This is a genomic window from Bradyrhizobium sp. AUGA SZCCT0105, assembly GCF_018129565.1.
Classification (GTDB): domain Bacteria; phylum Pseudomonadota; class Alphaproteobacteria; order Rhizobiales; family Xanthobacteraceae; genus Bradyrhizobium.
Window position 1 is genome coordinate 356628 of sequence record NZ_JAFCMK010000004.1, and the last position, 19909, is coordinate 376536.

Annotated in this window: 21 protein-coding genes; 17 read left to right on the plus strand and 4 right to left on the minus strand. The window is 65.1% G+C overall.

Going from position 1 to position 19909, the window contains the following annotated elements:
• Positions 1 to 4 precede the first annotated feature (4 nt).
• The 11 genes from JQ573_RS21255 (at position 5) to JQ573_RS21305 (ending at position 9701) form a co-directional block, all read left to right on the plus strand.
• Positions 5 to 2038: a DUF2341 domain-containing protein gene (locus tag JQ573_RS21255; RefSeq protein ID WP_212316941.1), complete on the plus strand. Its 2034-nt coding sequence runs from the start codon at positions 5 to 7 to the stop codon at positions 2036 to 2038.
• A 5-nt stretch (positions 2039 to 2043) separates the two neighbouring features.
• The gene (locus JQ573_RS21260; RefSeq protein ID WP_092122695.1) at positions 2044 to 2448 is read left to right on the plus strand and encodes a biopolymer transporter ExbD; all 405 of its coding nucleotides are present in this window, start codon (positions 2044 to 2046) and stop codon (positions 2446 to 2448) included.
• 20 nt (positions 2449 to 2468) lie between these two features.
• Positions 2469 to 3002 (plus strand): hypothetical protein, encoded by a 534-nt coding sequence (locus tag JQ573_RS40250; protein WP_249132069.1) that lies wholly within the window; start codon positions 2469 to 2471, stop codon positions 3000 to 3002.
• Positions 2999 to 3802 carry a TonB C-terminal domain-containing protein gene (locus tag JQ573_RS21270; RefSeq protein ID WP_249132072.1) on the plus strand — a complete coding sequence of 268 codons (804 nt, stop codon included), beginning with the start codon at positions 2999 to 3001 and terminating at the stop codon, positions 3800 to 3802. Before JQ573_RS40250 ends, JQ573_RS21270 begins: the two co-directional genes overlap by 4 nt.
• A 63-nt stretch (positions 3803 to 3865) precedes the next feature.
• Entirely contained in the window at positions 3866 to 5764 is a 1899-nt protein-coding gene (locus tag JQ573_RS21275) for a putative porin (protein WP_212316943.1), read from the plus strand.
• A 2-nt stretch (positions 5765 to 5766) separates the two neighbouring features.
• Positions 5767 to 6360, plus strand: coding sequence for a hypothetical protein (locus JQ573_RS21280; RefSeq protein ID WP_212316945.1), 594 nt, complete (start codon positions 5767 to 5769; stop codon positions 6358 to 6360).
• Positions 6357 to 7412, plus strand: a complete 1056-nt coding sequence (locus JQ573_RS21285) for a peptidylprolyl isomerase (RefSeq protein WP_212316947.1) — start codon at positions 6357 to 6359, stop codon at positions 7410 to 7412. Before JQ573_RS21280 ends, JQ573_RS21285 begins: the two co-directional genes overlap by 4 nt.
• 13 nt (positions 7413 to 7425) lie before the next feature.
• The gene (locus tag JQ573_RS21290) at positions 7426 to 7956 is read left to right on the plus strand and encodes a YbjN domain-containing protein (protein ID WP_212316949.1); all 531 of its coding nucleotides are present in this window, start codon (positions 7426 to 7428) and stop codon (positions 7954 to 7956) included.
• 144 nt (positions 7957 to 8100) lie between these two features.
• Positions 8101 to 8883, plus strand: a complete 783-nt coding sequence (locus JQ573_RS21295; protein ID WP_409334699.1) for a lytic transglycosylase domain-containing protein — start codon at positions 8101 to 8103, stop codon at positions 8881 to 8883.
• A 109-nt stretch (positions 8884 to 8992) separates the two neighbouring features.
• A complete protein-coding gene (locus tag JQ573_RS40255) occupies positions 8993 to 9409 on the plus strand; it encodes a hypothetical protein (protein ID WP_249132074.1) in 417 nt (138 codons plus the stop codon).
• Between the two features lie 115 nt (positions 9410 to 9524).
• Positions 9525 to 9701, plus strand: a complete 177-nt coding sequence (locus JQ573_RS21305; protein WP_224924689.1) for a hypothetical protein — start codon at positions 9525 to 9527, stop codon at positions 9699 to 9701.
• Positions 9702 to 9747: 46 nt separating this feature from the next.
• Here JQ573_RS21305 and JQ573_RS21310 read toward each other — a convergent pair whose 3' ends face one another.
• On the minus strand, positions 9748 to 10788 hold the full coding sequence (locus JQ573_RS21310; protein WP_212316951.1) for an AraC family transcriptional regulator: 1041 nt from the start codon (positions 10786 to 10788) through the stop codon (positions 9748 to 9750).
• 385 nt (positions 10789 to 11173) lie between these two features.
• Between JQ573_RS21310 and JQ573_RS21315 the strand changes: the two genes are divergently transcribed.
• The 6 genes from JQ573_RS21315 to JQ573_RS21335 all read left to right on the plus strand — a co-directional run bounded on the left by JQ573_RS21315 (position 11174) and on the right by JQ573_RS21335 (position 17748).
• A complete protein-coding gene (locus tag JQ573_RS21315) occupies positions 11174 to 12826 on the plus strand; it encodes a fatty acid--CoA ligase (protein ID WP_212316952.1) in 1653 nt (550 codons plus the stop codon).
• A gap of 42 nt (positions 12827 to 12868) precedes the next feature.
• Positions 12869 to 13345, plus strand: a complete 477-nt coding sequence (locus tag JQ573_RS21320) for a MaoC family dehydratase (protein WP_212316953.1) — start codon at positions 12869 to 12871, stop codon at positions 13343 to 13345.
• Positions 13342 to 15045: an alpha/beta fold hydrolase gene (locus JQ573_RS40260; RefSeq protein WP_249132075.1), complete on the plus strand. Its 1704-nt coding sequence runs from the start codon at positions 13342 to 13344 to the stop codon at positions 15043 to 15045. The genes JQ573_RS21320 and JQ573_RS40260 overlap by 4 nt, the downstream gene beginning before the upstream one ends.
• Positions 15038 to 15988, plus strand: coding sequence for a poly(3-hydroxyalkanoate) depolymerase (phaZ, locus tag JQ573_RS21325; RefSeq protein ID WP_249132077.1), 951 nt, complete (start codon positions 15038 to 15040; stop codon positions 15986 to 15988). The genes JQ573_RS40260 and phaZ overlap by 8 nt, the downstream gene beginning before the upstream one ends.
• Before the next feature lie 23 nt (positions 15989 to 16011).
• The gene (locus JQ573_RS21330) at positions 16012 to 16440 is read left to right on the plus strand and encodes a phasin family protein (RefSeq protein WP_143046799.1); all 429 of its coding nucleotides are present in this window, start codon (positions 16012 to 16014) and stop codon (positions 16438 to 16440) included.
• A gap of 90 nt (positions 16441 to 16530) precedes the next feature.
• Positions 16531 to 17748 (plus strand): acyl-CoA dehydrogenase family protein, encoded by a 1218-nt coding sequence (locus JQ573_RS21335; RefSeq protein WP_212316955.1) that lies wholly within the window; start codon positions 16531 to 16533, stop codon positions 17746 to 17748.
• Positions 17749 to 17784: 36 nt separating this feature from the next.
• On the opposite strand, the gene JQ573_RS21340 is transcribed toward JQ573_RS21335, so the two are convergent.
• The 3 genes from JQ573_RS21340 to JQ573_RS21350 are packed head-to-tail and all read right to left on the minus strand — an operon-like array spanning position 17785 to position 19908.
• Positions 17785 to 19020 (minus strand): MFS transporter, encoded by a 1236-nt coding sequence (locus JQ573_RS21340; RefSeq protein WP_212316956.1) that lies wholly within the window; start codon positions 19018 to 19020, stop codon positions 17785 to 17787.
• Entirely contained in the window at positions 19017 to 19346 is a 330-nt protein-coding gene (locus JQ573_RS21345; RefSeq protein ID WP_212316957.1) for a hypothetical protein, read from the minus strand. Before JQ573_RS21345 ends, JQ573_RS21340 begins: the two co-directional genes overlap by 4 nt.
• Positions 19333 to 19908, minus strand: a complete 576-nt coding sequence (locus JQ573_RS21350; protein ID WP_212316959.1) for an isochorismatase family protein — start codon at positions 19906 to 19908, stop codon at positions 19333 to 19335. Before JQ573_RS21350 ends, JQ573_RS21345 begins: the two co-directional genes overlap by 14 nt.
• Between the last annotated feature and the right edge of the window lies 1 nt (position 19909).

Below are 19909 nucleotides of genomic sequence, written 5' to 3' on the forward strand. Positions count from 1 at the left end.
GGGCATGGGTCTTACTCTCGAGCGACGCACGCGCCGGCCGGCGCTGCGCCGAGGCGTTGCGAACGTCGCGACGGCGTTGTTGTTCGGGCTCGTCGCCCTGGTGGCGTCGCTCGCGCCGGCCAATGCGTGGTGGAACGACGAATGGTCGCTGCGCAAGAAGATCACGGTCGACGTCAGCGCGTCGGGCGCCAACGTCACCGATCCGATCAGCGGGGTGCCGGTGCTGGTGCGCCTGCATGTCGGCAACTTCCGCTTCAGCTCGGCGAAGGACGACGGCAGCGATCTGCGGTTCGTCGCCGGTGACGACAAGACGCCGTTGAAGCATCATATCGAGAAGTTCGATTCGCTGCTCGGCGAAGGCCTGGTCTGGGTCGCGGTGCCGAACATCGCGCCGGGCGCGCGGACCGATATCTGGCTCTATTACGGCAACAAGAAAGCGCTCGCGACCAGCGATCCGAAGGGCACTTACGATCCGGATACGTTGACGGTCTATCACTTCAACGAGCGCGGCACGCCGGCAATCGATTCCTCGGTGTGGGCCAATAACGCCCAAAGTGTCGGCCAGCCGGCGGACGGTTCGCTGATCGGGACCGGCTTGCGGCTCGACGGCCGCACACCGGTCACGGTGCCGGCCTCGCCGTCGCTCGCGTCGCCGGATGGTGCCGCGCTGACCTGGTCGGCCTGGATCAAGCCGGCTGCCTTGCAGCCCAACGCCGCGCTGTTCAGCCGGCGTGACGGCGCCAACGCACTGGTGGTCGGGGTCGACAATGGCAGTCCGTTTGTCGAAGTCACCAACGCGGGCTCCGTGCAGCGCTCGAGCGCCGGAGCGCCGGTCGCGGCCGGTAGCTGGCATCATGTCGCCGTCGTTGCCGGAAACGGTCAGGTCACGCTCTATCTCGACGGCGTATCCTACGCCGCGCTCAGCGCGAGCCTGCCCGCCCTCAATACCGTTGGCCTGATCGGAGGAGACTCGTCGACCTCCAGTGCCTCTCCGATCGCGCCTGCGACGGCCCCGTCCGCAGCAACACCATCAGTGCCCCCTGATGCGCCGGCTGCGGACGGTGGCGCCGCGCCCGCGGCGACGCCGGATGCGGCGGCAACACCGGCACCTGCGCCTGCTGCCGTAGCGATGGCCGGCTTCGTCGGCGACATCGACGAGCTGCAGATCAGCAAGGTCGCGCGCCCCGCCGGACTGATCAAGGTGATGGCGATCGGGCAGGGGCCCGACCAGGCCAAGCTGATGGCATTCAGCGTCGACGAGGAGACTGCAAGCTGGCTGTCCGGCTACTTCGCGGTGATCCTGAAGTCGGTGACGCTCGACGGCTGGGTGGTGATCGGCATTCTGCTGATCATGGCCGCGGTCAGCTGGGTGGTGATGTTCGACAGAGCCTCGTATCTCAGCAAGCAGGCCAGGGCGAATGCCCAGTTCATGAAGGGGTTCCGCGAGATCGCGGCCGATCTCACCATGCTGGATCGCGGCGATGCCGACGACATTTCGACGCTGGGCGGACGCCTCACCGAGGCCGACGCCAAGATGATGCGCTCGTCCTCGCTCTACCGCATCTACCACATCGGCGCCGCGGAAATCCGCCACCGCTTCAGCAACTCGCAGCGCGCTCCGGTGCTGTCGGCGGTCTCGATCGCGGCGATCCGCGCGGCGCTCGATAGCGGCGTCGTCAAGGAGATGCAGCGCCTCAACCGCCTGATGGTGGTGCTGACCATCGCGATCTCCGGCGGACCGTTCCTCGGCCTGCTCGGCACCGTGGTCGGCGTCATGATCACCTTCGCGGCGATCGCGGCGAGCGGCGACGTCAACGTCAACGCGATCGCGCCCGGCATCGCCGCGGCGCTGGTCGCAACCGTCGCCGGTCTCGGCGTCGCGATCCCGGCGCTGTTCGGCTACAACTACCTGATCTCCCGGATCAAGGACCTGACCAACGACATTCAGGTCTTCGTCGACGAGTTCGTGACCAAGATGGCGGAATTCTATTCCGCCGACCGGCCGGACCCGATCGAACACCGTATCGCTGCGGAGTAACGGTCATGCAGATCCAGGCCGACTCCAAGCCCTATGACGACATCAACATCACGCCGATGCTGGACCTCGCCTACGTGCTGCTGGTGATCTTCATCATCATGACGACGGCGACCGTGCAGGGCCAGAAGGTCAATCTGCCGAAGGCCTCGGCGGCGCCGAGCCTTGCGACCCAGACCACCAAGGCAATCACGGTCGCCAATGACGGCAAGATCTTCCTCGACACTATACCGGTGACCTTGGCCGAGCTCGAGCAGCGGCTGATCCAGCAGAAGGCGCTGACGCCGGAATTTCCCGTGGTGCTGCGCGGCGATGCGCAGGCGCAGTACCAGAGCGTGATGGATGTGTTCGATCTGCTCAGCCGTATCGGCCTGAGCCAGGTCGGGCTCGCCACCAAGCCGCTCGTGAAGTGAGCCAGTCGGGAAGCGACGCCATGATCACGCAGCCATCACCTTTCCCGCTGACCGAGCGCAGGACGCTGCGGTCGTGGCTGAGCGGCATGATGCGATCATTCGATCACGGCTGCGGTGCCGCGGACGTCACGCGCGCCGAGCCCGTTTCGCAGGTGCCGATCCGCGCCGGTATTGGCGCGGAACTCGGTGTGATACCGATCGCCGCGGACATGCGCGAAGAGCCGCGCGGCGAGGTGGTGGCATTTCCCGTTCATGGCGAGGCCCTGCTGGTCAAGCTCGCGGATGTGCTGCGCCGGCACGTCGCAGGCCGCGAGCCCGCCGACAACCCGCTGCGGCTGACAATCTCGCGATGCCCGTGGGCCCGCCTGTCGATCGACGCGACGGCCTATGTCGACTATCTGAGCGAGGTTGAGACCTTTCACGCAGCGATCGAAGCAGGCCCCGATACCAAGGTCATCCTGAAGACCACGGACTTCGACGCGCTTGCCAGCTTCGTCATGCAATACGTCAATGACAGGCTGCTCGACCGCGCCGCGGTGGAGGCCGCGCCATGAACGCGCCGATGCGGGACCAGAACGTGCGCGCCGCGCCGTCAGCCGACGATCACGATGTTGCCGTCGCGCCCGCAACAGCCGCGGCGCCGCCGTCGGCTGCCCGCAACACGGCCGCCCGGAAGGGCGAACGCAGTGCGCTGCTGCGCTACGGCGCGGTGGTGGCGGTGGTCGCACTGTTCCTTGGCGGCATCGTCTACTTCTTTCTCGGTCACGACGATCTGCCGCCGCCGCGTCAGGTGCGCGATCTCACCATCGTCAATGTGACGCTGCCGCCGCCACCTCCGCCGCCACAGCCGCAGCCCGAGCAGAAGATGATCGAGCAGCCCAAGATGGCGGAGCCCGAGTTCAAGGAAGAGAAGCCGGTCGACAAGCCGAAGGACGAGCCGGCCAAGGACGCCAAGAACGACGAGCCGCCCGGTCCGCTGTCGCTCGATGCCAAGCCGACGGGACCCGGCGATCTGTTCAATCTCGGCGGCAAGCCCGGCGGCAACCCGTATGGCGGAGGCGGCGGCGGTGGCAGTCGCTGGGGTTGGTACACCACGATCATCACCTCGCAGGTCGAGGCGGCGATCCGCGCCAATCCGAAGACCCGCAACATGGCGACGCAGATCCAGGTGCGGCTGTGGGTGGATGGCTCCGGCCACGTCACCCGCGTCGTCCTGACGCCGTCCTCCGGCAATCCGGAGATCGATGCGGCGCTTCGCAACGAGGTGATCGGCAGTCTGACGCTGCGCGAACCGCCACCCAAGGACATGCCGATGCCGGTGGTCACGCGCGTCACCGCGCGACGGCCGAGCTGACGAGACCGACTGACGAGCGACCAACCTTCGAGATTCAATGTGCGAGTGAGAACTGGGGGACTGATGTTTAAGAAACGAGCTCACGCAGAATGGCGCGCGTTGCCGCTTGCGGTGTCGCTGAGCGCGCTCGCCTGCGCAACGCCGGCCGTGGGCCAGACCGCGGACCAGGCTGCCGAGCAGGGTCCCGCCGCCGCGGCGAAGCGGACCGACGCGAAGAAGCCGAAGGTATCGAGCACCAAGCCGACATCGTCGAATGCCACCGTCAATCTCGTCAATCTCTTGGTGCAGCAGGGTGTCCTCAAGGAAGAGCAGGCCCAGGCGCTGATCAAGCAGGCCGAGGACGAGGCCTATGTCTCCCGCCAGGCCGCCAAGGACGCCACGACCAAGGCCGACGACGCCACCAAGGCCGCAACGGCTGCCGCCGCGGCGGCGCAGCCGCCGGGCACCCGGCACGTCACCTACGTTCCCGAAGTCGTCAAACGACAGTTACGGGAAGAGATTAAGCAGGAGGTGATGGCCAAGGCGCAGAAAGAAAACTGGGCGTCGCCCGGAACCTACCCGGAATGGGCGCAACGCATCCGCTTCTACGGCGATGCACGCGTGCGCTATCAGGGTGCCTATTTCCCGACCGGCAACGACCAGGCCGGCGCCGCCAACTTCAATGCGATCAATACCGGATCGCCGTATGACATTTCGAGCACTGCGTTTGGTCCGACCTACGATGCCACGCAGGATCGCAACCAGTTCCGCTTCCGCGGCCGGCTCGGCATGGAAGCCGACCTGCTGTACGGGTTCACTGCCGGCCTGCGCATTGCGACCGGCGAGAACAACTCGCCGGTGTCGACCAACCAGACCCTTGGCGGCGGTGGCGGCAACTTCTCGAAGTATGGCGTCTGGCTTGATCGCGGCTACATCAACTGGCAGACTTGGGGCGACGATCTGAGGATCTCCGCGGGTCGCATCGACAATCCATTCTGGTCGCCGACCGATCTGGTCTGGTACAAGGAGCTCGGCTTCGATGGTTTTGCCGTTCAGGCCAAGCACGAGGTTTGGGAAGGCTTCACGCCGTTTGCGGTGGGCGGTGCGTTCCCGATCTACAACACCGATTTCAATGCCGGCAGCAATCTACCGGCCGATCCGAGCAACCTGAACTCGCCGCCCAGCAAGTTTGCCAGCCACGACAAGTGGCTGTTCGGAGGCCAGGTCGGCTTCAATGCCCGGTTCAGCCCGGAATACTCATTCCGGTTCGGCGTTGCCTTCTACGACTTCGACAATGTTCAGGGCCAGTTCTCGAGCCCCTGCAGGGTCACGTCCGCATCCGACGTCTGCGACACCGACCTGACCCGGCCGTCCTTCGCGCAGAAGGGCAATACCTATTTCCCGCTGCGTAACATCATCGCCGATCCTCCGGGCACCGGTAACAATGGCGGCACGATCAACCAGTTCGAATATTTCGGCTTGGTCAGCCAATATCGGCCGGTCGTTGTCAGCGGACAGCTCGATCTCGGACAATTCCATCCGACCCACATCGTGCTCGACGGCGAGTATGTCTACAACACCGCGTTCAGCCGCTCCTTCATGAACGCGGCTGCGGCAACCTACGGCGTGCTGATGAACAATCGCGGGCCGAGCCCGGATGGCGGCACCACGCCTGGCGCGTTCAACGGCGGCAATCAGGGCTGGCTCGGCCGTGTCACCGTCGGCAACAGGGAGATCAAGCATCTCTGGGATTGGAACGTCCACGCTGGCTACAAATACCTCGAATCCGACGCCACCATCGATGCGTTCGCCGACTCCGACTTCGGCCTCGGCGGCACCAACCTCAAGGGCTATTTCGTCGGCGGCAATATCGGTCTCGGCGAGAATGTCTGGGCGACCTTGCGCTGGATGAGCGCCAACAGCATCGCCGGCAGCCCCTATGCCGTCGACGTCCTGCAAGTCGACCTCAACGCGAAGTTCTGACCATGCGCATCGCACTCTTCGTCCTGATGATGGTGATCGGAGCATTGAGCTCTGGCACCGCATTCGCCCAGTCCGAGACCGACCGCCTGCGCGACGCCCTGCGCAGCGCGACGGCGCAGACCCGTGCGCTGGAAGACCAGCGCACGGCGTTGCAGGCCAAGGTCGCCGACGCCGATCGCGAAAAGGCGGCGGCCAAGAAGGAGGTCGACGACCTCAAGGCGCAGCTGAAGAAGGCCGACAAGGAGCATCGCGACGCCGTTGACGAGTTCAATCAGCGGCTCGCCGAACGCGACGAGACGCTGGAGAAGTGGAAGTCGGCGTATGAGGAGGCGGCTACCGTTGCTCGCACCAAGGACGCCGAGCGAGCCAAGTTCGAAGGCGAGGCCACCGCCTATAAGGCCAGCACCAAGAGCTGCATTGCCAAGAACACCCAGCTGATCAAGGCCGGCAAGGAGATGGTGCAGCGCTACAAGGACCTGACTATCGGCGAGATCGTGGTCTCGCGCGAGCCGATGATTCAGCAGCGCCGGGTCGAAATCCAGAATCAGCTGCAGGAAAACCAGGACAAATTCCTCGATCAGAAGGTGAATCCATGACGACCGCCACTATCGTGAAGCCGCTTCGGTCGATCGGTCTCGCCGCCGGAATCGCCGTCGCCTTGGCGGCTTTCGTTGCGCCGCTCGATGCCTCGGCGCAGACGCAGGCTCCCGCGCCGCGCGCCGTGCAGGCTCCGGTCAGGAAGCCGCAGCCACAGCCCGCGGCTCAGGCGCAAGCCGCCGCCACGCCCGCGCCGGCTCCGGTCGCGGTCGCGCCGAAGCCCACCGCGCCCGAGAACGTCATCGCGCGGGTCGGCGAGACCAATATCTCGGCCGATGATCTCCGCAGCTATGTCGCAGCCCTCGCGCCGCGCGAGCAGGCTGCGCTGGCCAAGGATCCGGCCATGCTCAGCCAGACGGTCCGGCTGCTGCTTGCCAACCGCCTCGTGCTGCAGGAGGCGGTGGCGAAGAAGTGGGATCAGCAACCCGCCGTCGCCGCGCAGCTCGACCGGGCGCGCGAGGGCGCGGTGGTCGAGCTCTACCTGCAATCGGTGTCGACGCCGCCGGCCAATTTCCCGAGCGAGGACGATTTGCAGAAGGTCTATGAGGCCAATCGCGCCGCATTCCTGATGCCGCGGCAATTCCAGCTCGCGCAGATCTTCGTCGCCGCCCCGAAGGAGGGCGACAAGGCCGCCGAGGACAAGGCGAAGCAGGAGCTCGACGACGTGCAGCGCAAGCTGAAAGCGCCGGGAGCCGACTTCGCGGCGATCGCGCGCGGCGACAACAACGCCGCCAAGGATGCCGGCGACCTCGGCTGGGTTGCCGAGAGCCAGATCCGCCCGGAGATCCGCAACCAGGTGATGGGGCTCGCCAAGAACAGCGTGTCCGAGCCGATCAAGCTCGACGACGGCTGGCACATCATCAAGCTGCTCGACACCAAGGCGTCCTATACCCGCACCTTGCCGGAAGTGCGCGACCAGCTGGTGCTGCAGATCCGCTCCGAGCGGTCGAACATGATGCGGCGGGCCTATCTTGCCGAACTGCTGAAGCAACATCCGCCCGTTCTCAACGAGCTTGCCCTGTCGAGCCTGCTCGACGCGTCGAAGAAGTAATACGGAGACCAACATGTCCGAGATCATCACCAAGCTCACCATCGACGGATTGCGCGACAGCTTCCAGAATGTCGGCTATCGCGTCGAAACGCTGACCGATCCGGTCGCCAACACGACCTATCTGCGCTCGGCGACGGCGGGGCTCGGCTTCGAGATCCGGCCGGGAAACCAGCTCGTCGGCGAGGAGCAGAGCTGTGTCGACGCCATGCTGGTCACCACGCTTCAGGTGCAGGGCGAGCTGCCGCTCGACCTCGTCAATCGCTGGAACACGACGCGGCGGTTCGGGCGGCTGCAGTTCAGCCAGCCGTTCCTGATGTTCTGCCTCGATGTCTCCGTGGCCGGCGGCGTGGCGCCGAACTTTGTGCGGGCGCAGATCGAGGTCTGGGACCGGCTGGTTCAGGAGCTGATCGCCTATCTGCGCGAGGAGCTGCCGAAGATCGTCGCCCGCAATGGCGCGGCGGCTGTCCCGCAGCCAAGTGCGCCGGCCCCGCAGCCGTCCCATGAGCACGCCGCGGAAGCGGGGGCAGTTCCGACGATCCAGTAAATCATGCGGACACGCGACGATCAGGGCCGTAAGCGACCGATGAATGACGGTGCCTCAGCGACGAAGGCGGGCAGCTTCAGCCGATGGCGGAAGCTGCTTGATCCTGCTCGTCACCGAGGCAGCCGCATCGCAGCCGGCGGTCTTGTGCTCGCGCTTTGTCTTGTCCAGCCCGCCCATGCCGAGGGAGAGAGGCCGGCGTCGTCATTCAGCACGCGCTTTGCCGCCGTCGAGTCGGCAGACCCTTCAGCCGACGCCACGGCAAAGCCGCCGGCCGAGGCGACGGCGAAGCCGGCCGTACCGGCCAAAGATGCGGCGAAGGACGCCGGCGGGAAAACGCTCCCGCCTCTGCCCGTGGGCCAGCCCGCGGTATCGGACGCGCGCATGCGCTATCGCGCGCTGATCGAGAAGGAGGCGGCGGGAAGCGGGCTCGCGCCCGAGATCGCCGAGGCGGTGATGGGCGTGGAGAGCGGCTACAATCCCGACGTGATCGGCGGCGTCGGTGAAATCGGTCTGATGCAGCTGCTGCCGTCGACCGCGCGCATGCTCGGCTTTTCCGGCTCGCTTGCCGAACTCGCGATTCCCGAGAACAACATTCACTTCGGCGTCATGTATCTTGCGCAGGCATGGCGCCTTGCCGGCGGCGACCTGTGCACCGCGGTCATGAAGTACCGCGCAGGTCATGGCGAGACCCGCTTCTCCTATCTGTCGGTGAATTATTGCGTGGCGGTGCGCGCCCGGCTGTTTGCCCGCGGCTTTCGGGTGACCGGCACCGTACCGGTCGCGACCTTCGGCGAACCGGGCCGTGCCGGTGGCGGCGGATGTGGCCGCAAATGCCTCGGCGGCGGCGGACGCATCGGCCGCGTCGATCTCGTCGCACTCAACACGCGGCTCAACGCGCTTGTGATCCAGGCCCGGGGAGGGAAATAGCAAGCCCGCGCCGCCCGAATTCATCTCGTTGCCCTGATCCCCTCGCTTGATATCTGCCCTTGGCTTCCTATCGTTTGAAACAGTTGTGGTTCTGCAAGGAGCAGCACCGATGAAAGTGATCATGTTGGCGGTCGCCGTTGCCGGATTGTCGGCGATGCAGGCGCAGGCGCAGACGCAGCAACACACGCCGCTGCCGGAAATTGTCGTCGGCACACCGCCGCCGGCGCTCAACCTTAACCGCGACACCAGTGGCGGCACCGGCCGGGCTGCGGCAAGAGGCAGCGGCGGCGCGCCCGCCGAGCGCTGCGGCGATGCGGCCTCGCTTGGCTGCATCAATGAGCGGTTGAAGAAGCAGGTCGATCAGGTCAATCCGCCTGTGACGAACACGCCGCCGATCGACGCGAAATCGCAGGATCTCAAGGTGGGCGTGGTCAACATCCCGGCGGTGCAGCAGCAATATGGCCGCAACTTCGGGGTCTCGGCGTTTCCGTATCGCCCGCCAGCACCCGTCTTCAGTCATCGATAACGTCAGCGAAGACACCGTCTGTTTCGCACAGATCGTGACGCCGTCACATTTCTGACGATGGGCATATGGAAAATAGAGAGAGCAACGGTTTGCTGATTCCATGCGAAAATCTGACGTGACGTGCCCTCATTGCCAGGCCGGCTATCGCCGGATCGAATTGACGTCGAAGGGCGGCATCGCCGGCGAGTTTCGATGCCTGGTGTGTGACCAGTTGATCGAGCTGATGGACGGTTCGACCGACGTCGCCTTTCGGCTGACCGTGCAGCCGGGCAAGACGTCCTACGCGTATTAGCGCGGGCGTCCGCGCAATCGAGGCGGTCAACGGTCGCGGTCCGCAATCATTCGCCGCGGATGTCGCTCGGGGCCTTGTTGGTCCAGCGGTGGAACGCACGCCTGAAGTTTGCCGCATCGCTGAAGCCGAGCGCCAATGCGATGTCGTCATTGGCCAGCGTCGTGCTGCGGAGATATTTCAGCGCAATCTGGGTCCGCAGCTCGTCGTGCAGCCCCCGGAAGGAAAAGCCCTGCTGACGAAGCTGGCGGCGCAACGACCGGTCGTTCACGCCGAGCTGCTTGGCGATCGCCTCGAAAGTCGGGGGATTGGCGATGTCGCGAAGCAGGATGGCGCGGATTTTTCCGGCAATGCCGGTCCGCAATCTCAAGTCTCCGAGCAAGTCGTCGCAGAGCGCGACGATGGTCGGATATGTCGTCTTGTTGCCGAGATCCGCTCTCCGGTCCAGCAACTGCGCCTTGAAGACGATCTGGTTGCCGGGCTGATCGAAGCGCACCGGGCACCCGACGTGATCGACCGGAAGATCGAAGTCCTGTGCCTGCGGATAGGCGAGCGTGATTTCAAAGGGAGCGAAGCCTGGTCCCATGATGTCGCGCATCAGCGAAATGTGGATGCCGATCTGCATCTCGGCGACGAACCGGTACAGCGCGGAATCGGCAAGTGCGTGCAGATTGGGCTCGATGGTCCATCTCGCATGAGCCTTGTCCTCGCTGAATTCGATCGTCGCCAGCGGCGCGGCGAGCGCGTGGTAGCGCATCGCGAATTCCATTGCCTTGCGAAAGTCCGGGCAGCAAAGCAGCGCATAGCCGTACATCCCGTAGGTCGAGATGTGGATCGATGCGCCGATGCGATAGGGCAGGTGACGGTCGTTCGACAGGCGCAGCGCGTTTTGACAAACCGTCATCAGCTGCGTCAGCGAAATCCGCGCCTGCGGTGAGTGGACATCGGCCAGCGGAATGCGGGTGTCGCGCAGGATGGCGTCGGCCGGGACGCCGGCGCCGGCCAGCATGTCGAAGACAGCGCCAAGCTTGGTCGTCTCATAGACCTTGTCGCCGGTGCCGACGGTCAGGATATCGTTGCGGGAGCCCACAGGCCTCTTCAGTCGCGTGGTTGGTTGCAAAGTGAGCCAGCCTTTCCTTCGGTCGGAAAGCAGTGCGCCGCAAACCTGGCCCGAGTGGATTTCCGTTCGCGAGCCCTTGGAACATAGCCGGTTCGCGCCAAAACCCAAGACTCATCAATGGGCCTCCCTTGTTGCGAAGCAGCAAGACCGCCGCCATTGATTGAGAGCACCTTGTCCGGTTGAGACCCCGCCGATGTCCGTTTCGGACCTTCACAAATCTCGGGCGTCACGCGAGGCTTCGTCCTAATGTCACACGGTCAGACCGTCGTGATGCAGCACGGCAGACCACACGATCCGCTCGCTTAGAACTGCGGACGCAACGGTCGGAGGACATGCCAGGTCGAGGGAGGCTTCCATGGTTGGAAGGCTGATTCAGACTGCCCAATCCGCCTATCACTATCCGCTCATCTTCAAGCAGCTTTGGCACACGCCGAGCGTCCAGGCGCCGGACCAGGAGATCGTCTATCGCGATCTCAAGCGCCAGACCTATCGACAGACCCGAGAGCGGATCGGCCGTCTCGCCTCGGCGCTCAGCAAGGCCGGCGTCGAGCCCGGCGACACCGTCGGCGTGCTCGAATGGGACAGCCATCGCTTCCTCGAAGCCTTCTTCGCGATCCCGATGATGGGCGCTGTGCTGCAGACGGTGAACGTCCGCCTGTCGCCGGAGCAGATCGCCTACACGATCGATCACGCCGGCGCATCGACGCTGCTCGTCAATGAAGAGTTCGTCGGATTGCTGGAAGGCATCAAGGCGCAGCTGCCCAATGTCAAGCGGATGATCGTAATGTCGGACAAGCCGTCGCCGCAGACCGGCAGCCTGTCCTTCATCGGCGAGTATGAGGGCCTGCTTGCGGCGGCCTCGCCGGACTACGACTTTCCCGATTTCGACGAGAACACCCAGGCCACCACCTTCTACACGACAGGGACGACCGGTCTGCCGAAGGGGGTCTATTACAGCCATCGCCAGCTCGTGCTGCACACGATCGCCGGGCTTGCGCTGTTCGGCATGGCCGGGTCGCAGGGGCGCTTCTCGCGCGACGACGTCTACATGCCGATCACACCGATGTTCCACGTTCACGCCTGGGGCTTTCCATGGTCGGCGACGCTGGCCGGCACCAAGCAGGTCTATCCCGGCCGCTACGAGCCGGCGATGCTGGTCAAGCTGATCAAGAGCGAAGGCGTCACCTTCACTCACGGCGTGCCGACCATCCTGCAGATGCTGCTCAACGCCGCCGCTGCGGCCAAGGTCGATCTCAAGGGCCTCAAGATGGTGATCGGCGGCTCTGCGTTACCGAAGGCGCTCGCCAAGCAGGCGATGGAGGCCGGCATCGACATCTTCGCGGGTTACGGCATGTCGGAGACCGGCCCGCTTGCCGCGGTCTCCCATGTCCAATCCAGGGATCTCAGCGGCGATCCTGACGGCGAGGTCGAATTCCGCACCCGCGCCGGCATGGCCGGCCCGCTGGTCGACCTCCGCATCGTCGATCCCGACATGAAGGACGTGCCGCATGACGGCAAGTCGCCCGGCGAGATCGTGCTGCGGGCGCCCTGGCTCACCCAGGGCTACTTCAACAATCCTGAAGGCTCGGAGCAGCTCTGGGAGGGCGGCTATCTGCACACCAGCGATATCGCCGTGGTCAGCCCGGGCGGCTACGTCCAGATCACCGACCGAATCAAGGATGTGATCAAGACCGGCGGCGAATGGGTCTCCTCGCTGCAGATCGAGGATCTGATCTCGCAATGCGCCGGCGTGGCCGAGGCCGCGGTGATCGGCGTCAAGGACGAGAAATGGGGTGAGCGGCCGCTCGCGCTGGTGGTCAAGAAACCGTCCGGTGCCGACGGCCTCAGCGACGAGGCCATCAAGGACCATCTCAAGCTGTTCGCCGACAAGGGCGTGATCTCGAAATACGGCATCCCCGGCAAGATCCTGTTCATCGACAGCATTCCCAAGACCAGCGTCGGCAAGATCAACAAGAAGGAGCTGCGCGAGCTGTACGGCGACATGTGACGGTTCGGGTGCAGTCGAGAAAAGATCGTGGAGGACGATGTCATGAGCAACCTCACACTTGCCGGCCTCGGCGAGCACGTTGGCAAGGAGCTCGGACTTTCCGACTGGGTCGCGATCGATCAGCAGCGTATCGACAATTTTGCGGCCTGCACCGGCGACCATCAATGGATTCACGTCGATGTCGAACGCGCGAAACGGGAGAGCCCGTTCCGCGGTCCGATCGCGCATGGCTATCTGACGCTCGCGATGGTGGCGCCGCTGGCGATGCAGGTCGGCATCATCCCGCGCGATGCGGCCGCCGGGCTGAACTACGGCGTCGACAAGGTGCGCTTCCTGGCGCCGGTGCCATCAGGTGCGCGGGTGCGGCTGCGGGTCGTGCTGTCCGGCGTTGAGCCGAGGGACGGTGGTCAGGTGATCATGAAAACCCTGAACACGCTGGAGGTCGAAGGATCGGAGAAGCCGGCGCTAATTGCCGAAACGCTGGCCCTTCTGATCCCCGCGGCGGGAGCAAAGCAATGAGCACGGAAAATCGCAGTCCGGAGTCCTCGGCGTCTGACATGTCCGAGGCGGCGTCGCGCAACACGCTGGCGCTCAATCCGCTGGTCGGCATCCAGGGCCAGGACCTGGTCGAGGGCGCCGGCATCCTGTTCAAGGCGGTCATCAACGAGCCGAAGGTCGCGACCGAGCAGTGGCTGTCTTTCGTCGGCGAGCTCGGCTCGATCGCCGCCGGCAAGTCCGAGCGCGCGCCGAAGGCAGGCGACAAGCGGTTTGCCGATCCGACCTGGAAGGAGAGCTCGCTGCACTCCGGCCTGCTCAAGGCCTATCTGGCGTGGGGCGAGGCGGTCAACGGGCTGGTCGATAAGACCAGCCTCAGCGACATCGACAAGCAGCGCGCGCATCTGATCACGGATATCCTGATCGATGCGGTCGCGCCGACCAACACGATGCTCACCAACCCGGCGGCAGTCCGCAAGTTCATCGACACCGGCGGGCAGAGCCTGTGGAGCGGCCTGAAGAACTACATCGGCGATCTGACGCAGAATCGCGGCATGCCGTCGATGGTCGACATGAGCGCCTTCAAGGTCGGCGAGAACCTCGCGACCACACCGGGCGCAGTGATCTTCCGCAACGAGCTGCTCGAGTTGATCCAGTACACCCCGACGACGCCGACGGTCAGGAAGCGGCCGCTGGTGATCACGCCGCCGCAGATCAACAAGTACTACGCGCTCGATCTCTCACCGGACAAGAGCATGGTCCGCTTCCTGCTTGAGAGCGGTTTCCAGGTCTTCGCCGTGAGCTGGCGCAACCCGACCGCGGCGCACCGCGACTGGGGGCTCGACACCTATGTCGCCGCGCTCGACGAGGCGGTCGACGCGGCGCGCGAGATTTCCGGCAGCGCGGACATCTCGATGATGGGATCCTGCTCCGGCGGCATCACCTCGACGGCCTATTTCGCGACGCTCGGCAGCGCCACCGAGAAGAAGATCAAGAACCTGGTGCTGGCGGTCTGCCTGCTCGATCCCAATTCGGCCGAGGAGAGCACGTTCGGCTGCCTGATGACGCCGGAGACCATGCGCGCGGCCAAGGCGACGTCGCAGTTGCGCGGCATTGTCGATGGCCACGACCTGGCGCGGATGTTCGCCTGGATGCGGCCCAACGACCTGATCTGGAACTACTGGGTCAACAACTACCTGCTCGGCAATCAGCCACCGGCCTTCGACATTCTCTATTGGAACGCCGACACGACCCGCCTGCCGGCGGCGCTGCACGGCGACTATCTCGATCTCTATTTCTCCAACCCGTTCGTCAACGCCGGCAAGCTGACGCTGAACGACAAGACCATCGACATGAGCAAGGTCAAGGCCGATAGCTACGTCGTCGCAGGGGTGACCGACCACATCACGCCGTGGAAGGGCGTCTACAAGACCGCGCAGATCATGGGCGAGGGCACCACCTTCGTGCTGTCGAACAGCGGGCACCTGCAGAGCCTGCTCAATCCGCCGAGCAATCCGAAGGCGTCTTTCATGATCGGGCCGATCTCCACGGACAAGCCCGATGCGTTCATGGCCTCGGCCGAAAAGCGCAAGGGCAGCTGGTGGCTCGACTGGCGCGACTGGCTGCAGGCGCGTTCGGGCGACGAGGTGGCGGCGCCGGCCTCGCTCGGCAGCGCGCGCTATCCATCCCTTGGCGCGGCACCGGGGACCTACGTCTTTGACTGACGATCTCACCAGCGCTGACGAGGCTCGGCCGGCGGCGGTAACGCAGCCCGGCACCATCGAGACGCGGCAAATCACGATCGACGGCCAGTTGCTTCAGGTCGCGATCCGGCATGGCGGCGGCAGCCGGCCGCCATTACTGCTGTTCAATGGCATCGGCGCTAATTGGGAGCTGGCGAAGCCGTTCCTCGACGCGCTGACCGGCACCACCGCCATCATCTTCGACGTGCCCGGGGTCGGCGGATCGCCAAGGCCGGCATGGCCGTATCGTCCGTCGACCCTGGCGCGGCTCGCCGCCGGGCTCGTTGCGGAGCTGGGCTGCGCCGAGGTCGATGTCGCCGGCGTGTCCTGGGGCGGTGGCATCGCGCAGCAATTCGCGCATCAGTTTCCAAAGCGCTGCCGCCGCCTGGTGCTTGCCGCGACCGCGCCTGGTTTCACCATGGTGCCGGCAAGCCCGTCGGTGCTGTGGAAAATGGCGACGCCGCGCCGCTACACCGACAAGGGCTACATGAAAGCGATCGCCGCCGACATCTATGGCGGGGCGTTTCGCGACGATCCGTCCTTGATCGGCCGGCATGCCGCCGCGATGCACGGCGCGCGCAGCATGGGTTACCTCTATCAGCTGCTCGCGATGACCGGCTGGACTAGCCTGCCCTGGCTCTGGTCGCTGCCGCAGCCGACGCTGATCCTGATGGGCAGCGACGATCCGCTGGTCCCTCCGGTCAACGGTCAGATCATGGCGAGCCTGATCCCGAACGCCGAGCTGCGCCTGATCGACGACGGACATCTGTTCATGGTGACGCGGCCAAAGGAAACCGCCGACTTGATCGAAGCGTTTCTGGCTGACGAGAGCCGTCAGGCCGCGTCGTCATCCCTGCTCTCGCGCACGACGAGTTACTTCAGGGATCTCGTTCCAACGTCCGGAGGCGGACAGCAGAAGCCCTAAACACAGCAACCAGGGAGGATATCGTGACCGACAATACCTCTTACATCGATATGCTGCGCAAGTTCGGCAGTGATCTCGGTCTGCCGAAGCTGAACGTCGACGAATTGCTGCAAGCCCAGAAGAAGAACCTCGAGGCGCTCGGCCAGAGCGCGAAGGTTGCGGCCCAGGGCGCGCAATCGGTGGCGCAGAAGCAGCGCGAGGTGATTGAGGCGGGCTTGCGCGAGGCCTCGACCTTGGCGCGCGAGTACAAGCCGCTCGGCAAGATTCATGAGAACCTCGCTCTGCAAACCGAATTCGCGCGGAAGGTATTCGACATCGCGGTCAAGGGCGCGCAGGACAGCGCGTCGACGGCGCGGCAGTCGACCACGGAAGCGGTGAAGATCATCCAGGACCGGATGAAGGAGAATTTTGAGGAGTTCCGCGCCAGCGTCCGCCCGAACAAGCCAACCTGACGTCACGATGAGACGAATCCCGGCAGGGCGTCGGTCCTGTCGGGAGCGCGAGACAAAGGCGAAGCATCGCCATGCATCAGGGAGGACACCATGGCTAACGCGCAGGCGACACGGTCAGCCAAGCCGGATTACGCGCCGCCGCCGATCAACGGCGACTTCTACGGCATTGCCACCGTCCTCAACGACACGGAGCGCGCTCTGGTGCGGCGTGTGCGCGCATTCACCGAGGGTGTGGTCGCGCCGATCATCGAGGAGTTCTGGAGCCGCGACGAATTTCCGTTCGCGATCATCCCTGACATGGCCGAGATCGGCATCGGCGGCGTCGGCTACCAGGGCTATGGCGCGGCCGGCGGCAGCTGGCTGCTGAACGGCTTTGTCGCGATGGAGCTGGCGCGGGTCGATTCCTCGGTCGCGACCTTCTGGGGCGTGCACACCGGACTTTCGGCGGGCTCGATCTATCTGTGCGGCGACGAGGCCCAGAAGCAACGCTGGCTGCCTGCGATGATGCGCTTCGAGAAGATCGGCTCGTTTGGTCTCACGGAGCCGCTGGTCGGCTCCGCGACGTCGGGCGGGATGCTGACCACCTGCCGGCGCGAGGGTGACGTCTGGATTCTCAACGGCCAGAAGAAGTGGATCGGCAACGCCACCTTCGCGGACATCAACGTGATCTGGGCGCGCGAGGAAGGCTCGAACCAGGTCAAGGGCTTTGTCGTGGCCAAGGACAATCCCGGTTTCTCGGTCGAGAAGATCAAGACCAAGATGGCGCTGCGCGTGGTGCAGAACGGCCTGATCACGCTGAAGGACTGCCGCGTGCCCGAGGCGGACCGGCTGCAGAACGCCAACTCCTTCAAGGACACCGCCAAGGTGCTGCGCATGACCCGCACCGGCGTGGCGTGGTTTGCCGTCGGCTGCGCGATGGGCGCCTATGAGCATGCGCTGCGTTATGCAACCGAGCGGCAGCAGTTCGGCAGGCCGATCGGCGGCTTCCAGCTGGTGCAGGATCTCCTGGTCCGGATGCTCGGCAATGTCACCGCGACGCAGGCGATGATGCTGCGGCTCGGACAGATGCAGGACGAAGGCGTGATGCTGGACGAGCACGCCTCGCTGGCGAAGGCGTTCTGTACCGTCAAATGCCGTGAGACCGTCGGCTATGCGCGCGAGCTGCTCGGCGGCAACGGCATCCTGCTCGAGAATCATATCGGCCGCTTCGTGGCCGATGCCGAGGCGATCTATTCCTACGAGGGCACCCGCGAGATGAACACCCTGATCGTCGGCAAGTCGATCACGGGACTGAGCGCCTTCGTCTGAGGCGCGGCGCAGTCACGCCGTCGAAGGAGACCTGGCTCACTCCGCCGGGGGCAGACTGCCATGGCCGGCTTCGGCGGTTGTCCGCGACAGCATGCCGAGGGCAACGAGTGCGGCGGCAAAGCCGGCGGCGGCGCCGACCCCGAGTGCCCAGCGCGGGCCGAGGTGATCGGCGACCCAGCCGACGATCGGTGCGCCGATCGGCGTGCCGCCCAGCGCCACGCCGAGCCGCAGCGCCATCACGCGGCCGCGCATCGCGGGCTCGGTCGCGAGCTGCATCAGCGCGTTCGAGGTGTTGGCGACGGTCAGCGCGGCGACGCCGATCACGACGAGCGCGGCGGCGAACAGCCAATAGCTCGGCGCCAGGGCGGCGAGCGTGCAGCCGAGGCCGAAGATCGCCGAGCCCAGCATCAGCGAGGAGAACCGCGGCTGGTCGCGGCTCGCGGCGAGCAGCGCGCCCGACATCGTGCCGAGCGCCATCACCGAGGACAGCAGGCCGAAGCCGCGCGCATCGGTGTGGAACACGCCAACCGCCATGGTGGAGATGAAGATCGGAAAGTTCAGCCCGAAGGTGCCGATCAGGAACAGCATGATCAGCGTCGCCCGGAGATCGGGGCGGGACCACACATAGTGAAAACCCTGCATGACGCTGCCCTTGGTGGGATGCGCCCGCGCGTTCGGGCGCAACTCGGAGGTGCGCAGCAGGGTCAGCGAGGTCAGCACCGCCAGGAACGATGCGCCGTTGAACAGGAACGCCCAGCCGGTGCCGACGGAGGCGATGATCAGGCCGGCGACGGCGGGGCCGATCATGCGCGCGGCATTGAACGAGGTCGAATTCAGCGCGATCGCGTTCGACAGGTTGGTGTCGCTGACCAGCTCGGCCACGAAGGTCTGGCGCACCGGCGCGTCGAGCGCTGCCGCGCAGCCGAACAGGAACGCGAATACATAGACATGCCAGAGTTGCACCAGTCCGGTGACGGTGAGAATCCCGAGGACCAGCGCGAGCACGCCCATCGTCGCCTGGGTCGCTATCAGCAGCTTGCGCTGGTTGAAATGATCGGCGGCAAAGCCGCTCCACGGCATCAGTAGCAGCTGCGGGCCGAATTGCAGCGCCATCACGATGCCGACGGCGGATGCGCTATGTTGTGTGAGCTGGGTGAGAACCAGCCAGTCCTGGGCGGCCCGCTGCATCCAGGTGCCGATGTTGGACACCAGCGCGCCGGCCGCCCAGACCCGGTAGTTGAAGCTTGCGAGCGATCGAAAGACGCGTCTCATGGTCTCTGTGGTTCATTTCCGCCGTGAAACCGTCCGAACCGCCGCGCCAGGAACAGGCCGATCAGTAGCCCGCCGAGACCGAGCGCTGCGACGTCGCTTGTCGTTCTCAAGCCGAAGTCGCCGACGCGGCAGACCAGGAGATATCCGACCGCGAGGTTGAAGAAGCCCCACACAATGTTGACGGTCGATGACGACAGGCCCTCGCCGGGCGGCTTCGCGAACGGGCTCTGGAACGGTTCGCCCATCATGCCGGCGACGACGTGGGGGATCGCGTTGGTGAGGAAGGCGCCGCCGAAGAAATAGGCGACGAGGTCAAGCCAGTTCATGCGCATTGGTCCTTTCAAGCAGATCGATGATCGCCTGCGTCGAGCCGGTTTCGCCGAGCCGCGGGAACACCTGTTCGATGCTGTAGTCATGTGCGTTCGGCCGCGCATCGGTCATGGCGTCGATCGCAAGCGTGACGTTGAAGCCGGCCTCATAGGCCTGCCGCGCCGTGGATTCGACGCCGGTGCCGGTCGCAACGCCGGCGACCACGACCTGCGTGACGCCGCCGGCGCGCAACTGCTTCTCGAGATCGGTGCTGGCGAACGCGCCCCATGTCCGCTTGGTCACGACGATGTCGCCCGGTTGCCGATTGAGCTCCGGAATCAAGTCGGTCCAGCCGTCGGGAAACTGTCCGCTGTGGCGCGGTCGTTCGGTTCGTCCGGGTGCCGTGCCGTCGACATTGACCAGCACGATCGGCAATCCACGCCGTCGAAACGCGCTGATGAGGGCGCAGGCGCGAACCATGACGTCTGCGAACGGATGCACGAACGGTGCGCCGACGAGCCCTGATTGCAGATCGACGACAATGAGGGCGGTGATCGGATCGAGCGTCGTCAGAGCCATG

Excerpts from the sequence above, each read along its gene's own strand:
- JQ573_RS21260 (WP_092122695.1), top strand. The coding sequence starts at position 2,044 with ATGCAGATCCAGGCCGACTCCAAGCCCTATGACGACATCAACATCACG.
- JQ573_RS21335 (WP_212316955.1), top strand. The coding sequence starts at position 16,531 with ATGGCTAACGCGCAGGCGACACGGTCAGCCAAGCCGGATTACGCGCCG.
- JQ573_RS21315 (WP_212316952.1), top strand. The coding sequence starts at position 11,174 with ATGGTTGGAAGGCTGATTCAGACTGCCCAATCCGCCTATCACTATCCG.
- JQ573_RS21345 (WP_212316957.1), bottom strand. The coding sequence starts at position 19,346 with ATGAACTGGCTTGACCTCGTCGCCTATTTCTTCGGCGGCGCCTTCCTC.
- JQ573_RS21320 (WP_212316953.1), top strand. The coding sequence starts at position 12,869 with ATGAGCAACCTCACACTTGCCGGCCTCGGCGAGCACGTTGGCAAGGAG.
- JQ573_RS21255 (WP_212316941.1), top strand. The coding sequence starts at position 5 with ATGGGTCTTACTCTCGAGCGACGCACGCGCCGGCCGGCGCTGCGCCGA.
- JQ573_RS40255 (WP_249132074.1), top strand. The coding sequence starts at position 8,993 with ATGAAAGTGATCATGTTGGCGGTCGCCGTTGCCGGATTGTCGGCGATG.
- JQ573_RS40260 (WP_249132075.1), top strand. The coding sequence starts at position 13,342 with ATGAGCACGGAAAATCGCAGTCCGGAGTCCTCGGCGTCTGACATGTCC.
- JQ573_RS40250 (WP_249132069.1), top strand. The coding sequence starts at position 2,469 with ATGATCACGCAGCCATCACCTTTCCCGCTGACCGAGCGCAGGACGCTG.
- JQ573_RS21280 (WP_212316945.1), top strand. The coding sequence starts at position 5,767 with ATGCGCATCGCACTCTTCGTCCTGATGATGGTGATCGGAGCATTGAGC.
- JQ573_RS21350 (WP_212316959.1), bottom strand. The coding sequence starts at position 19,908 with ATGGCTCTGACGACGCTCGATCCGATCACCGCCCTCATTGTCGTCGAT.
- JQ573_RS21270 (WP_249132072.1), top strand. The coding sequence starts at position 2,999 with ATGAACGCGCCGATGCGGGACCAGAACGTGCGCGCCGCGCCGTCAGCC.
- JQ573_RS21285 (WP_212316947.1), top strand. The coding sequence starts at position 6,357 with ATGACGACCGCCACTATCGTGAAGCCGCTTCGGTCGATCGGTCTCGCC.
- JQ573_RS21290 (WP_212316949.1), top strand. The coding sequence starts at position 7,426 with ATGTCCGAGATCATCACCAAGCTCACCATCGACGGATTGCGCGACAGC.
- JQ573_RS21340 (WP_212316956.1), bottom strand. The coding sequence starts at position 19,020 with ATGAGACGCGTCTTTCGATCGCTCGCAAGCTTCAACTACCGGGTCTGG.
- JQ573_RS21275 (WP_212316943.1), top strand. The coding sequence starts at position 3,866 with ATGTTTAAGAAACGAGCTCACGCAGAATGGCGCGCGTTGCCGCTTGCG.